This is a genomic window from Nocardia sp. NBC_01377 (assembly GCF_045040005.1).
GTDB lineage: Bacteria > Actinomycetota > Actinomycetes > Mycobacteriales > Mycobacteriaceae > Nocardia > Nocardia noduli.
On record NZ_CP109566.1, the window covers coordinates 1325598 to 1340597 of the forward strand.

Annotated in this window: 10 protein-coding genes; 6 read left to right on the forward strand and 4 right to left on the reverse strand. The window is 66.0% G+C overall.

The window, feature by feature from the left end; translation table 11 throughout:
• Nucleotides 1-80: 80 nt before the first annotated feature.
• The 4 genes from OG225_RS06200 to OG225_RS06215 form a co-directional block, all read right to left on the reverse strand.
• Complete coding sequence (locus tag OG225_RS06200; RefSeq protein WP_405180780.1) at nucleotides 81-1103, reverse strand: hypothetical protein; 1023 nt, start codon at nucleotides 1101-1103, stop codon at nucleotides 81-83.
• Between the two features lie 72 nt (nucleotides 1104-1175).
• Nucleotides 1176-2702, reverse strand: coding sequence for a tyrosine recombinase XerC (gene xerC / locus OG225_RS06205; protein WP_405180781.1), 1527 nt, complete (start codon nucleotides 2700-2702; stop codon nucleotides 1176-1178).
• 102 nt (nucleotides 2703-2804) lie between these two features.
• Nucleotides 2805-3131 carry a helix-turn-helix domain-containing protein gene (locus tag OG225_RS06210; RefSeq protein WP_405180782.1) on the reverse strand — a complete coding sequence of 109 codons (327 nt, stop codon included), beginning with the start codon at nucleotides 3129-3131 and terminating at the stop codon, nucleotides 2805-2807.
• Nucleotides 3132-4205, reverse strand: coding sequence for a tyrosine-type recombinase/integrase (locus OG225_RS06215; RefSeq protein ID WP_405180783.1), 1074 nt, complete (start codon nucleotides 4203-4205; stop codon nucleotides 3132-3134).
• Nucleotides 4206-4381: 176 nt separating this feature from the next.
• On the opposite strand from OG225_RS06215, the gene OG225_RS06220 reads away from it, so the two are divergent.
• The 6 genes from OG225_RS06220 to OG225_RS06245 all read left to right on the forward strand — a co-directional run bounded on the left by OG225_RS06220 (nucleotide 4382) and on the right by OG225_RS06245 (nucleotide 14992).
• On the forward strand, nucleotides 4382-6088 hold the full coding sequence (locus tag OG225_RS06220) for a hypothetical protein (RefSeq protein WP_405180784.1): 1707 nt from the start codon (nucleotides 4382-4384) through the stop codon (nucleotides 6086-6088).
• Nucleotides 6089-6220: 132 nt separating this feature from the next.
• Nucleotides 6221-7012: a TnsA-like heteromeric transposase endonuclease subunit gene (locus tag OG225_RS06225; RefSeq protein WP_331758366.1), complete on the forward strand. Its 792-nt coding sequence runs from the start codon at nucleotides 6221-6223 to the stop codon at nucleotides 7010-7012.
• A complete protein-coding gene (locus OG225_RS06230; protein WP_331758364.1) occupies nucleotides 7009-9069 on the forward strand; it encodes a helix-turn-helix domain-containing protein in 2061 nt (686 codons plus the stop codon). The genes OG225_RS06225 and OG225_RS06230 overlap by 4 nt, the downstream gene beginning before the upstream one ends.
• Nucleotides 9066-10154: an ATP-binding protein gene (locus tag OG225_RS06235; RefSeq protein ID WP_331758362.1), complete on the forward strand. Its 1089-nt coding sequence runs from the start codon at nucleotides 9066-9068 to the stop codon at nucleotides 10152-10154. Before OG225_RS06230 ends, OG225_RS06235 begins: the two co-directional genes overlap by 4 nt.
• Nucleotides 10154-13078 carry a TniQ family protein gene (locus tag OG225_RS06240; protein WP_331758360.1) on the forward strand — a complete coding sequence of 975 codons (2925 nt, stop codon included), beginning with the start codon at nucleotides 10154-10156 and terminating at the stop codon, nucleotides 13076-13078. Before OG225_RS06235 ends, OG225_RS06240 begins: the two co-directional genes overlap by 1 nt.
• A gap of 216 nt (nucleotides 13079-13294) precedes the next feature.
• A complete protein-coding gene (locus OG225_RS06245) occupies nucleotides 13295-14992 on the forward strand; it encodes an enoyl-CoA hydratase-related protein (protein ID WP_405180785.1) in 1698 nt (565 codons plus the stop codon).
• The last annotated feature ends 8 nt before the right edge of the window (nucleotides 14993-15000 follow it).

Here is a 15000-nt window from a genome sequence, read left to right on the forward strand (position 1 = left end):
CCCGTCTTCATTTCAGAGGTGGCTCAATGACTTTCGTACAGCCGCCTCTTCACCCACCAAGTATCGGTCGGGCGAGCTCATCATCGGACCTCGATCGGGCACGAGGCCATGACGATCCCCTCGGACTTAACGCGCAGAGTGTATTTGCCGGTGTCGGTGACCGAAAACGACGCTATCGGTGCGACGCAGGCTCGCCTGACAAGGTCATGTTCGTCGTGTGTCATCCGAATATCGACTGGCTGGGGCTGCCCTTCGGCACCCGAAGGCGACTCGGTGACGATATCCAGTCGGAGGAGCTCGTTCGGTTTAGTTGTGCCACATTCGAGCACGATGACCACGGGGACCCTCAATGGCTGTTCCGGGAAGGGTTTTGGATACCAGGAACAGCCACCGTCGAGCACGTTGAACATGTTGTCGCGCCAGCTGGTCGAGTTGGCGGCGAAGAAGCTGGAAACGCTTACGCCGTTGGTCAAGTCGGCCGCAGTGATCGTTCTGCCCTCGAATCGCACGCCGCCGCCTCCTCCGCCTCCACCGCCGGGGAACTGGCCTGGTTTCCCGTCCAACTCGAGCTCGAGGGCCGGTGGCAGGCTTGCCACGCCAACGATCGTCAGCACGCCGCCCTGACCACCGCCACCGAGTGGTTGACCGCCCTCGCCTCCAACCTTGAAAACGGCTTGGCGGAAGTCCATGTGCACACTTGCCTCGTTGACGACCCCTTGGATGATGAGGCCGTTGACCGCTGCTTCCGAAAGTTCAGCGATTGGTTGACCCGACGCCGCGCCTTCCACCTCGTGCGCTCGTTTGATCTCAAGAAGCCGGTCGACCGTGTAGGTGTCAAGGTTGCCATCGGCGTCGATCTCGATGTGGTGGACGGCGCACAGCAGTATCAAGTTGTCGAAACCGTGTCGCTCTTCCGCGGTTTGGTTCGCGTCATATCGCGGACCGCCGACGCTTTGCGCCTTGATGTGTGCCACTCGCCCCAGAACGACGCCGGTCGGACTGATCAACGGTGTGCGACAACCGGGAAATGCGCACCGGTTCATCGACACAGCGAACAGACGTACAACCGTGGGACGTCGTGGCGCTTTCGGTGGTGTGGCCATGGCTCAGCATTGTATGTCGGCACTTGCTCTCGGCTGGAACGGCTGGCCAGTCACCCGTCCAAAGAGAAGCGCTCAATCCGAGTGTGTCGGGTTGTGTGGTGCAGAGAATGCCTGCAATTGCCGGGCATTGGTGGCCCACCGTATCGCGTTGGTGGCGGAGATCCCGAACATCACCGACAGATGCAGTGGGTCGGCGCCGCAGGAGATGGCTTCCTCAAGTTTGCGGTCGATGCGCAGTTGTTCCAAGGTCGTTGCCAGGCGGCGCAGGTTGGGTATGAAGCCGGCGCTGACCGGTCCGGTGCGCAGCGCGGTCTCTTTGCTGATGAGCAGGTGTGGGTTCGCGGTGCGCGGCCAGCGACTGTGCCGGTGGTCGAGCCATTCGCGAAGCACCGTGGCGGTGATTTCGTCGATCGGGAGGTCGCGCCCGGCCAGCGTGATGCGCCGGTTGCCCAGGTCCACGTCGTCGAGGAGAAGGGCTCGGATCTGGCCGGGCCGGGCGGCGTAGATGGCGGCCAAGGCAACAGACACCCGTGCCGGTGGGGTGTCGGCGGCGCGCAGGGCGGCAGCTATGTCGTTGTCGGACAGTGGTTGCCAGATCCGTCGGACTCGTGGTGCGTGCCAGATCCGGGTGCAGGGATTCTGGAAGATGACGCTGTTGCGTTTGGCCCAGCCGAACAACGACCGAAGCCCTGTCAAGGCGAGCATCCTCGGCTCGCCGTGCAGCCCGGCGAGATAGGTGATGACCTCGTCACGGGTGATCTCACGCAGGTGATCGTGGCTGGCCGACCAGATTTGCAGCGCGGGTCGCGTCCCGTTGAAGTAGGCCATCGCGCTCGCGGGTTCGCGGCGGTGCCAGCGGGGCCCGCCGTCGTGCAGCGTGCGGACCCAGCGTTCGGCTTGATGGGCGATTGCCGGGGCGAGGCCGTCGAGTTTGGTGCCGAGCCAGATGTCGAACACCGCAGGTCGATCATCGACGAGGATTTCCATCGCCGACAGGATGTCGATGACGTGGACGAGCGCTCCGCCACCGTTGCGGCAGAACTGGTGGAACTGGGAGACCCGCACGAGGTCACCGTCGGCGTGTGTGGCCAGCAGCATGATCAGGTTTCGATTGAGCGCATAGCGCACGTTGGGGGCGAAGCCGTGTGCCTCGGCCGTGGTCCAGGCCAAGTGCAGGGCCCAGGCGAGCCACGGATTATCCGGCGGGGCAGTCGATCTCAGATCGACATTGCCACGCCGATAGGTGCGGGGCAGATCTGTCAGCAACATCAGCTGCGCGGAGTCGGGGCTGGGGCGGGACGCGACCGGTGGTGCTTGCTGGGGTCGGCGCCCCTTGGCCCCGCGTTGGCGTGGCGTCGTCGGCGGTGGCGCGTGAGGTCGATAGAGGTCGGCCAGGAACAGCTGATGATAGCGGACTTCAGCTACGTAAGGAGCGAGAACAGTTCTGTCGCGGGCGCTTTCGGCGTCGGCAGCCCGATCGAGCCGGGCCTGACACCAGCACAGGCGGCAGTATCCGTCCCTGAGCGGGACCCGGCGGTGGCAGGCCAGGCAGTCGCCGGTGGGGCGGCGGTAGCCGACAGCGAAGTTGTAGCAGGCCATGCATACACCCTGAGCGTAGGTCCGGCCCCACGCCAGACAATCCGAGCAGCTGGTCACCGAGCGCGCGATCGGCGGCCGGGAACCATTTCGGGCGGCCATCGCTCAGGCCGGCGGCATCGAACGCCCGTCCCGGCGGCGGGGGACCACCCTGGGACGAGGTTGTGCCGCCGCCACGGCCTCGTTGTCGCTGCCGGAGTCTGCGCGGGGAACCGAATTCGGTTCCGGGATAAGCAGTTCGCTGATCTCGCAGACCAGCACGGCGCAGATCACGTCCAGATCGGCGAGCTTGATCGAGGCGGGCTGGCCCGACCACAGGTGCGACATCTTGCCCGCGGAAATGACCAGGCCGCGCTCGGCCAGCAGGCGCTGCAACTGGGAGGCTTGCCAGATGCCGCGGTTGGCAGCGGCCAGACGCAGATTCCACTGCATTCACATCAGCCCCTTCAAGCGCTTGCCGACGCGTTGTTGACCGGCGATCCAGGCGTCATCGATCCGATTTCGGTGCACGTGAACGTATTTCATCGTGGTGCTCACCCATGCGTGTCCATACATCTCCTGGATCGAGATCAGGTCCACGCCCTCCAGATACAGTTGCGAGGCGCAGTAGTGGCGCAGCACGTGCGGCGACATGCGTCCCACCCATTCCGGCAGATACGCGGTCGTCGCCTCGGCCAAGCCACAGCGCAAGGCGTTGTAGCCGACGCGATTTCGCGACCCGTCGGTGCTGATGCGTTCGGTGGGCAGCAGCGGCGCGCCCGGTCGTGTGTGATCGTCGCCGAACTGTCCCCACACGTCCTCGACATACCAGCGCAGCGTGCGGTCGGCACCGTTGAGCAACGGCACCATCCGCTGGCGCGGTCCCGACCCTCGGGCGCCTTTGCCGATGCGGACATGGAGCTTTCCGAAATAACCCAGCTCCCAATGGATGTCGTTCAAATCGAGATGCCTGGCCTCGTTGATCCGCAGTCCGACATCGGCCATCAGGCGCGACGCGGTGTAGTTGCGGGCAGCTGGTGCGAACTTCCTGCACGTCCCCAGCTCCTGCGCCCACCCGGCGAACAAGGTCTGAACTTCCTCGCGCGACGGTGGGATCCGCACCCGGGTGTCCTTGTGGCCACGAGGACGGTTCATCTCATCGATCGGGCATTCCACCACCCGGCCGGTCATCGTATGCAACTCGACCTTGTGCCGGAGCTCGATGAACTCGAAGTACACCGACAACGCCGCACATCGCGCCAACCGCGTGCCGCTCGGCGACTTGCGCAGCACCCGCCCGAAGTAGCTGTCCGCGTCCGACGGCTCCATCTCCCACAACGGGCGACCGAACCAGATCCGTATCTGTTCGAGATTGCTCAGGTTAGCCCGGATCGTCGCGTCGGCAAGCCCTGCCGCCGAGCGCGCGAGTACGAACTCGGCCAGCACATCGGTCTCGAACCTTTCCAACTCCTCGGCCGAGGCCGCCGGCCGAACCGACCGCAGATCCCGGACCGCCGTGACGCCCAACCGATACACCTCGCCTTCACCCGACGTGGAAGGAGCTCGAGAAGCATGAGATCACTTCAGAAAAGCCGAGACAACCTCAACGCGCCGATCGCAGCACATTTCACGGTTAAGGCCCCTGGTCTGCGGCTCACCACCCTCGCCCACCACCAATCGAACCTGAGTGATGGGGAACTCGCATGACCACAAACAAGAACCCACGCCGCAGTGCACGGACCGAGACGGTCGCGGGAGTACGGGTGCTGACCGCGTCCGCACGGGCGGCGACAGAGGCTGCCGCGGCCCGGCCCGGGGTGCGTGGTTGGCGGGCCAGGGCGGCGATATCGTCTGATGATCATCGTCGGGCCTCGGTCGCCCGCCGCACCGACACCGGTGCGGGAGATGGCTTCGACCGATCGACCGCCGAGCTCACCGACCGCGGCTATCGCGGGCCGGGCGGCGGACGCGCTTCCGTCGTGCCGGCGACTCCGGAATGGCGTGCCACCACCGCCCAGGTCGTCGGGTTGTGGCCTTTCGCGGTCGGTGCCAGCGCCCCGACGGTCGGTACCCCGGTCGGTTCGCATTACATCACCGGTGCGCCGGTGCATTTCGACCCGATGTCCTGGTTTCTGAAAGGGTTCATCACCGCCCCGATCGCGTTCGTGCTGGCGCTCAACGGTTTCGGCAAATCCAGCCTGATCCGTCGCATGGTGACCGGTGCGGTCGCGGCGGGGGAGACGGTGCTGTGCATGGGCGACACCAAACCCGACTACCGCGATCTCGTGCAACGCCTCGGTGGGCAGGTCGTCGATGTCGGTTACGGGCACGGCACCGTCAACCCGCTCGATGTCGGTGCGCTCGGCGCGATCGTCGAGCGGCTCACCGATCCGGATCAGCGCCGCCAGGTCACCGCCCGCGTCGAGGCCGGTCAGATCAACGTGGTCGCCGGACTGATCGAACTCGTACGCGGATCACGGGTCGCGGACTACGAAGAAGTCTTGATCGCCGCCGGGCTACGGGAGTTGTACGGCCTGGACAGCGGATTCAGCTACGAGCAGCCCCCACTGCTGCAAGACCTCCTCGACGTGATCTCCACCGGTGGTGACCGGCTGCGTCGCTTCGCCGAGGAAGACGACACGATCACCTACCGTGCCAGCACCAAAACCCTGCGGCGATCGTTGCGTGCGCTGGTGGAGGGTCCGTTCGGGGCGATCTTCAACGGTCCCACCAGCACCCGCCTGAACCTCGATAGCTCGGCGGTGTGTGTGGACGTGTCCCGAATTCCCGAGGGAGACACCAAACTCCTCGCTGCGGTGTTGATGGTCTGCTGGAGTGAGGGTTTCGGTGCCGTCGCCGCCGCGCACGCGCTCTCCGACGCCGGATTGCAGTCGCCGCGCACCTTCGAGGTCGTCATGGACGAGATCTGGCGCGTGCTCGGTGTCGGTGAATTCATGGTCGACCGCGTCGACGCCTTGACCCGACTAAACCGCACCCTCGGCACCGGGCTGATCATGTGCTCCCACACGATCAAGGACCTCGCCGCCTTCGACTCCCCAGCAGCACAAGCCAAAGCGCTTGGATTCTTCGAACGAGCCCGCGCCAAGATCATCGGCCCCGTCGGCCCGGAAGAAATCAACCGTCTCCGTACCGCGGTCGGGATCACCGACACCGAGAAGCTGTTGGTCACCTCCTGGGCCGCACCGCGCCCACCCACCGACGACGACCTCGACCCCTCACGGCGTGAAACCCCGCCTGGGACCGGGTGCTTCCTGTTGAAAACCGGAGAAGCCGCCGAACCAGGAATTCCCTTCCGCATGGAATTCACGGCCTCGGAGCGGAAAACCGACATTCATAACACGAATCGTCGTTTCCAGAACCTGGGTGTTTCTGGGGGAGCAGCGCAGTGACTGTAGATTCCCATGATTTTTGTCGGTAGTCCCATCCATTTGTCGGTGACCTGTCGTTTACGACAGGTCGGTGGGAATCGAGTCCGGCGTGTCATTGCCCTCATATTCGGCGAAAGGAGTTGGGTGTCGGTCATGACTTATGAAGGAACAGCCCACTTTTGGGCCGGTAGCGCGGGTGTCGTCTCGGATTCTGATGTGGCCGTGCGCTTTCGGATGGACAACGGCGAGTTCGTAGATATGACCCTGCGGCGGTTGCCGTTTGACGATGTCTTGGCAGGTAAGCCTGTCCGCGAGTTCCGGTGGTGGAAGGGCAAGCGCCACTATTCGGGCTGGTACTGGTCATCGACGACCGGCGGGCATGTGGTCTACGAGAGTCGGTTGGAGCTGGCGAGGATTCTTCTGGCGGACCATGACGGGGATGTCGTGGCGATCGCTGCGCAGCCGTTTGTCCTGGAAGGAATCGACGGTGGTCGCGTGCGCAGGCACGTGCCGGACCTTCTGCTGGCCAGGGCGGACGGTGGGTTGACCGTCGTGGATGTCAAAGCAGTTGCTCGCCTGTCGGATCCGAAGGTTGCTTCGCAATTTGCGTGGGCACGAGATGTCTGCGAGGCGCACGGCGTCGGCTTCGAGGTCTGGACCGGTTGTGACCCGGTGTTGCTGAGCAATGTGCGGTTTCTGGCCGGTTTCCGGCGACCGGTGACGATCGCGTTGGAATGGGTCGAAGCGGTGATGTCGTTCGCGGTCGATCCGATCGAGTTCGGTTTGCTGGAGCGGAGTTTGGTTCGGATGGCGCCGCCTGCGGTGATCCGGCCGGTGATCTTGCATCTGCTGTGGCGGTCATGGTTGTCGACGGATCTGACGCGAAATCTCGGTCGCTCCACTGTTTTGGCCGCGGCTGCGACCCCGGCGGGGGTCTCGGCATGAACGCGCGCACGGTGAGGGTCGCGGTCGGCGCGACTTTGCTGATCGACGGGGAAGGGGCGCGGGTCGTCGAGTTCGACGGCCGCAAGGTGGTCGTCCGTTATTCCGATGACCGCTACGCCAGCTTCGCGATGGCGGAATTCGTTTCCCGGGCGAGGAGTCTGGAGCCCGTCGAGCGTGACTGCGACCCGGGGTTGGTGCTCGAGGGGTTGACGCTGCAGGAGCGGGAGCAGGCCGCTGAGCGGGGCGGGCACATCCGGGAGGTTCTGAGTGGCTATCGGTCGGGCTATGCCGAAGCTGCGGCGGAAGGCGAACCGCGTCCGGACTATGCGGCGGGGCAGCTGTTGGCAGCTCGGTGCGTGGCGAAAGCGCGGGAGTTATCGGTGTCGATGCGCACGATCGAGCGGTGGTTGGCCGCTTATCGGGACGCGGGGGAGGCGGGACTGGTCGATGACCGGGCGCGCCGGGGGCGGCGGTCGAGGGTCGATCCACGGTGGGACGCCGCTGTCCGGGCCGAGTTGGCGGCGCGAGTGTCGGACTCCACGCTCACCCGTTCGGCGGTGTTGCTACGAGTGGCACAGCGATTGGACCGCGAGCACGGAGTCGGCGTGGTCGCGATCCCGGCGAAGACGACCGCATACCGCAGGCTCGCGGAGCTGACCAAGGGCACCAACGCGGTCAGTGGTTCGGCGAAGGCCCGCCGGTCGATAGCCGATCGCCCGCAAGGGGTTTACGGTCGGCTGCGCGCGAGCAGGCCGGGGGAGTACCTGATCCTGGACACCCAGGATCTCGACGTCTTCGCGATGGAGCCGGTGACGTGTCGGTGGGTTCGCGCTCAGCTGACCGTCGCCCAGGACCTGTTCGATCGCCAGATCCTCGGGCTGAAGGTCACCCCCGTCTCGACCAAGGCGATCGACGTCGCCGGGGTCCTGTTCGAAGCGGTGACCGGTCGGGGTTCCGGGCGTCCGACGCTGGGGCCCGCGCACGGGCTGCCCGATCACCTGGTCTTCACCGAGACCGGCGAGATCTCCGAGATCTGGTGCCCGCCGGAAACATTGGTGATCGACCACGGCAGGGCGTTCTTGTCCTCGCATGTGATCGGGGTCTGCGCGCGGCTGGGGATCTCCATCCAACCGGCGCAGTCGCGCAAGCCGACCGACAAACCGACCGTCGAGCGGTTCTTCCGCACACTGCGCGAAGGGCTGATCCAGCACCTTCCCGCCTACAAGGGCCCGGATCTGCACAGCCGCGGTGAAGGACTCGAGGAGCAGGCATTCCTGTTCCTGCACGAGCTCGAGGACACCATCCGCGACTGGGTCACCACGGCTTACCACCGCGGCGAGCACGACGGGCTCGTGGTCGCGGACTGGCCCGAGCTGGAGATGTCGCCCAACGACATGTTCGCCGTCGGCATCGCGAAGTCGGGCCTGATGCGGATCCCGGCGGACCCGACGCTGGCCTTCGAATTCCTGCGGGTGGTCCACCGCAGCATCCAGCACTACGGCGTCGACATCGGCACGCGCCGCTACAACGGAGCGGGTCTGGACGGGCACCGCAACGCGACCAGCCCCTACGGCGGAGCCGAACCGGGGAAGTGGCCGATCCGGGTCAACGACGACGACGTCCGTTACGTCTGGTTCCAGGATCCAGACAGCGGTGACTGGCACCGGCTGGACTGGGAACACGCCCCGATGCTGGACACCCCGTTCTCTGACGAGGCCGCCCGCTACGCCCGCATCCTGACCCAACGTTCGGATCGCTTCGTCGATCCGGTCGAAGCCCTCGCCGAGGTGTTGGCTCGTTGGGACGTCGGGGAGGTCCTCGACCGCCGCGAGCGGCGGATGGCCGCGCGGCTGTCCGCCGAACGCGCTGGGCTGGCCGCAGCTGCGGAACTGGAGTCGGCCGCCGATCGGACACCAGCTCTGCCTGCCTACGTCGATCCCGGCGCAGCGCCACCCGGCGATGGCGACAACGAGGACGAGATATTCGACGACAGTGAGGATTTCGACAGCGCAGCAGCCGAGGAGTTCTACGCCGACGCGCTGGAGGTGCTGGAATGAGAGGCGGCTACAGCCTGTCCCGCAAGGACGGATGGCAGCGATTCTGCGACACTCCCGGACGCGTCCGCCCGGAAGTCCTGACCCGGAAAGCGCTTGCGGCGCTGGGGGAGGACGCGCTCGAGGAACACAACGACAAGCGGATGGACTGGCACGCCAATTTCGGCACCATCGCCACTCCGCAGCTGAGTCACGCGCGTGATCAGTTGGAGTTGATCGTCGATTCCAACCGCCAGGATTCGGATCGGGTTCGTGGCGCCGCGGTCATCGACGGCCTGCCGGGGCTGGGCAAGACCACACTGGTCAACCTGTTCGGGCGTGACTATCACCGCAAGGCGATTCGGCGCCACGGCCTGGTCACCGATGGCGGTGACGAACACATTCCGGTGTTCCGTGTCGGGCTGACCTCCCACACCACCCTGCGCGAGCTCAACCACCGGATCTGCCAGTTCTACGCCCACCCGGGAGCCGACCGCGGCAACGCCGCCCAGCTGGGCGCCTACGCGCTGGACTGCGTGCTGTCGTGTTCGACCCGCATCGGGATCATCGACGATGTTCACTTCATCAACCAGCAGTCCAAGGACGGGCTGGCGGTCTCCAACCATTTGAAGTGGCTGGCCAACGAGCTCCCGGTGACCTTCATCTATGCCGGGGTCGGGCTCGAGGAGCGGCGGTTCTTCGAAGAGGGGCTCTCGGGCCGGTCGAGTGCGCTGGCCCAGTCCGGGCGGCGCTGGACGCGCATCGGGGTCGGGTTCTTCGAGTTCGACGACCAGTGGACGGCGCTGATCAAGGCCATCGACAAGCAACTGATCCTCACCCGTTGGCGGCCGGGGCAGCTGTCGCGGCACGCGGAATATCTGTTCGACCGCACCGGCGGGCACATCGGGTCGTTGATGACGCTGGTCAACCGCGCCACCGTCCGAGCGATCCGCACCGGCGGCGAGGCGATCACCCGCGACCTGCTCGACACCGTCCCCATCGATGAGACCGCCGAGAAGGGACGGCGCCGCAACGAGGCCGTTTCCCGGCAGCGCAGACCGCGGCGCAAGCCTCCCGCATCCGGCGCGCCGCTGAAGGCGGGGCTGTGATGGCCGTGTTGCTTTCGCTGCCTTTGCGCACCCCGATCCGCGACGGGGAGAGCCTGGACTCCTGGATCGACGCGTTCGCTCGACGCAGTCAGATCTCGCCGCGGGAGGTGCTGCGCGCGTTGGGAATCGACTATCCCGCCCACACCGTCGCGCAACTGCTCGACCACACCAGCGACGCACGGCTGCGCCACATCGAAGCCGCCACCGGCTTGGCGCCGCACCGGTTGGACGCCGCGGTCGCGGCCGGGCTGGCCGGAGCCGCGCACCTGCGGTCGCGGGGCTCGCGTTACTGCCCTGCGTGTTTGGCCGAGAGTGGTGGCCGCTGGCAGTTGATCTGGCGAACCAAGTGGACCGTCGCCTGCCTGCACCACCGGACGTTGCTGCGCGAGACCTGCCCGGCCTGCGACACCATCCCGCGGCGAGGGTTGATCAGCGCCTCACGCGAGCGGCCACCCGCGCGCTGCGAACACATCCTCGACAAGCGGACACAGCAACGCTGCCGCACCGACCTGGCCGACGCGGTCACGGTGAGCGCGACCGCCGAAGCGATCGACGCCCAGACCTGGATCGAAACCCTGCTCGCCCAAGCCCACGATCGCACCGGCGCGCAAGCCCGGGGGATCATCGCCGACCTGCACGCCGTCTGCGCATGGTTGCTGCGCAACGACGAAGCATCACTGCTCGCCGCAGCCGACCGGATGGACCCCGGCCGCACCCGCAGCCGGGCGGCGATGGACGCCTCGGGAGGCGATCCGGCCCTGACCGCGGCCATGCTGATCCGCGCGAAAACGATCCTCGGCCCGGACGAGCACGTCGCGAGCCGCTCGATCCGCCACCTCGTGGACATCAGCGGGCGCGGCAAGAGAATTCCGCCACCGCGAATGAACAACCCCGTCTGGTATTCGGGCACCACCGCTCGATTCCAGAACCGTTATCTACGCGCCGTCGACACCGACCTGGCACCCACCGAACGACTGCGGCTGCGATCCACGTTGCCCGAGGCCGGCCTGCCCGGCGACCGAGCACCGTCACGGACCCACATGATCCCGCAACTGATCTGGCCGGACTGGGCAGGGCGCCTGCTGCCCTCGGAAGGGCATTGGGCCGACCTGCACCGCGGTGTGATGAGCGCAGCACTGCTGATTCCCGGCCACCCCGAACGCAATCAATCCGAGGAGATCGCGGGCTTCAACGCCCGGATCAGCCGCGCCGCCATCGCAATGCCGTTGCGCGGCCACGACCAGGTGATCCGGGCACTGGCCCGCATCGCGGCCTACCTCGACGAGCACGGATCGCCCATCGACTACCACCGCCGACGTCGGCGGATTCCCGGCGAAACGATCGACTGGCGAACTTGGTGGGAGTTGGCCTGCTCGGCCGACGCCCACCCCGGCGACGAAGCCACCGGACAACGACTGCTCAACGTCAACCGCTACCTCAACCAGTTGTTGACCGGCGCCGACCTCGCCGATCCACGACACCGGCTGGCATTCACCGGCAGTGACGACCGCAGCCACCACCTGCGCTTCACCCTCAACATGACCATGGGATTGCGGCAGGCACTGCGCGAACACGCCGCCGCGGTGCTCGCCCGGCTCGACATCGACGAGCCCTTGACCTGGTCGCCGCCCGCCGGTCTCGCCGACGGGCTCACCCTGCCCGGCATCGAGGTCGCTGAACTCGACATCGACAAGATCGAACAGCTGGTCATCGTCGAGAAACGGCGCCTGGTCGACGTCGCCGACATCATCGGAGTCCACATCGAACACATTCGCTTCGCTCTCGAACGACTCGACCGGCCCCAACGAGCCTGGCCCAAAGGCACACCGCCAGGGGCACGGCGACGCGAACAACAAGCCCAAGCGCTGCTGACCCGGGAATTCTTCGAACGCGAACACATCGACGGTCAGCGCAGCCTCAAACAGCTCAGCGCCGAAACAGGATTCAGCATCACCGAACTGTCCCAATACGCGCGACGCCGCGGCGTCACCATCCGCAAGGGACAGGCGCCGACCCGAATCGACCCGACCTGGTTACGGGAGCAATACCTCGATCGTCGACGCAACATGTCCGACATCGCCGCCGAACTCGGCACGATCCACGGCGTCATCGCCAACGCGCTGGAGCGATTCGACATCCCCGCTCGCCCCACAACCGGCGTCGCCAGCTGGACCGAGACCAACCGCACCTACGACAACCTGCCCGACGGCGTCCGCGCAGCCCTCGAAGGAACCTACAACGGCTGGGAACGCCTGCGCCGCTTCCAGATAACCATGCAGTTCCCCGCACTCAAACCCGCCGCCGCCTACCTCGGAATCAAACAGGCGAACCTGGCCAGCCAGCTCGAACTGCTCGAACGACACCTCGGCGACGCACTCTTCACCCGCTACAAACGCCCCACAGCGCAGCAACCGACCACGCTCGGGCGAAACCTGCTCGACGAGCTGGCAAGCGAACCGGTCCACACACAGATGGTCACCGCCCTCGGCGAAACCAACTGCCCACCGATGCCACCACCAACGTCACTCTCCACCATCCGTCCCTTCGATGACCTTGCAGTGCAACCACTCTCGCACTACCGCGGACAGGAAAAGCTACTACGGATCATCGCCGGCCACGGACTCGACACCGAGTTCTGCTGCATCGAAATCGCGGCACAAGCCAACGCCCACAACTCGACCACGAACCGACTGCTCATACGCATGGCCGCAGCGAACTGGGTGACACGACGCGAAGAGACCGAGACCGAACGCGAGACACGCGTGCGCACCAACAGCCGTGCACGCCAACGCATCTACTACCGCTTCACACCCGACGGCCACAAAGCCGCCCTCCGATCACTCCACCTCACAGAAAGCGACAAACCAATGAGAAAGCAACGGCGACAAAACGATGGGAAAACCCATGATTCGCCCAGGAGATAAACGCGGTGACCGCCAACTACGGGCGAAACCTACAGTGACCACATATGCCGATGCGACCCATATCGAGGCATCTGGGCGGTTTTTCACGCCCACAGCGGCTCCCGGCGCGGTGCCTGCGCGTACCGCGTGCCCTGCCCGCAACGCGACAGCGGAGGAACCACGCCCATCGCCCTGTCCGCGCAATTCGAACCGCGCCAGTCTGAGGAGAAAGTCTTTATGTCCCAATGCATTCTGCTGATGTCCAGTGCCCGCAACTCGCTGACCCAACGCGCGGAACTCGCTTTGCGCTTCCGCGGCCATCACGTGCGCACCGCCGTCGTCGCTGACGCGTCCGCGATGGATGACGCAGTCGCAGAAGGGGACTTCGACGTGATCATCTGCCCGTTCTTGACCGCCGCGATCCCGGCGAGGATCTACGAGCACCACCGTGTGGTGATCATCCATCCCGGACCGGTCGGGGATCGAGGGCCCAGCAGTCTGGACTGGGCGTTGACCGAGGGCCGGACCCGGTGGGGCGTGACCGCGATCGGCGCGGTCGCCGAGATGGACGCGGGCCCGGTGTGGGCGTGGCGGGCGGTCGAGGTGGAGTATCCGCAGCGAAAGTCCACGCTCTACAACACGACCATCGCTGACGCCGCCATCGAATGCATCCTCGAGACGGCCGCGCATGTTGAGGACCCCGCATTCGTTCCGGTCGACCAAGCCGACGCGCCGCGACCGGTACCCGACGCTCGGACCCGCGCGCCGATGCGGCAGCGGGATCGCCACGTGCCCTGGACCGCGCCCGCGACCGCGATCCTGGCTCGCATCGACGCCGCGGACGGCGCTCCCGGTCTACGGGTCGAGCTCGCCGGTCACACCGTCCACCTCTACGACGCCCATCCCGGACGCAGCGCAGTGGCAGCCGAACCCGGGACCATCACCGGCCGCCGACACCACGGCATCGAAATCGCTTGCGGTGGACAGGAAACGATCTGGGTAGGGCATCTGCGCGCACGCTCGGAGAACGCGATGACCTGCAAAGGACCAGCTGCCAGCGTGCTCGCCCACCTCGGTGTCGGCCTCGACGCCGTGCCCGTGCGTGAGGAATTCGACAGCCACGACATCGTGTACCGCCGCGACGGTGGGATCGGCACGCTCACCGTGACCGCCTACAACGGTGCCCTGACAACCTGGCAATGCGATCGCCTCGCCGCGGCGCTGCACACCGCGAGCGAGCAGGACACCGATGTGCTCGTCCTGCGCGGTGGCGTCGGGCACTTCTTCCTGACCGGAATCCATTTGGGCGCTATCGAACTCGCGCAAAGTCCCGCTCTGGAGGGGTGGGAGAACATCAAGGCGATCAACCGCGTCTGCCGGGCGTTGCTGGACTGCCCGCAGGTCACGATCGCGGCGATCACCGGCAACGCCGGTGCCGGTGGTGTGGCACTGCCGCTGGCGGCCGACGTGGTCGTGGCGCGTCGTCGAGCGACCCTGACGCCGGCCTACCGGCCGATGGGGCTGACAGGTTCAGAGCTGCACACCGTCACTCTCCCGTGCCGGGTTGGCCCGCACACGGCCGAGACACTGCTGGAACGTGGTGACGCGCTCGACACCACGACCGCCCGCGAGATCGGGCTGCTCGACGGTATCGGCCCCGACGACGACAGCGAGTTCGACTACTGGCTCGACAGGTTGTCGCGCCGATACACCGAACCGCACGTGTACCGAGAAGCCCTGCGCCGCAGGGCTGATCGCCGATCCGAGCTCACCAAACCGATCGACGCGTACGAAGCCGCCGAACTGGTGAACATGGCCGAAGACCTCTTCGCCGATCGACACGGATTCGGAAAACACCGACAGGAATTCCTCAAGGTGCCCTCGGCCCTGCCGACACCGCCGCGTGCCCATGCGCTGGTCGGCCACCAGTCCTGATCCAGCCC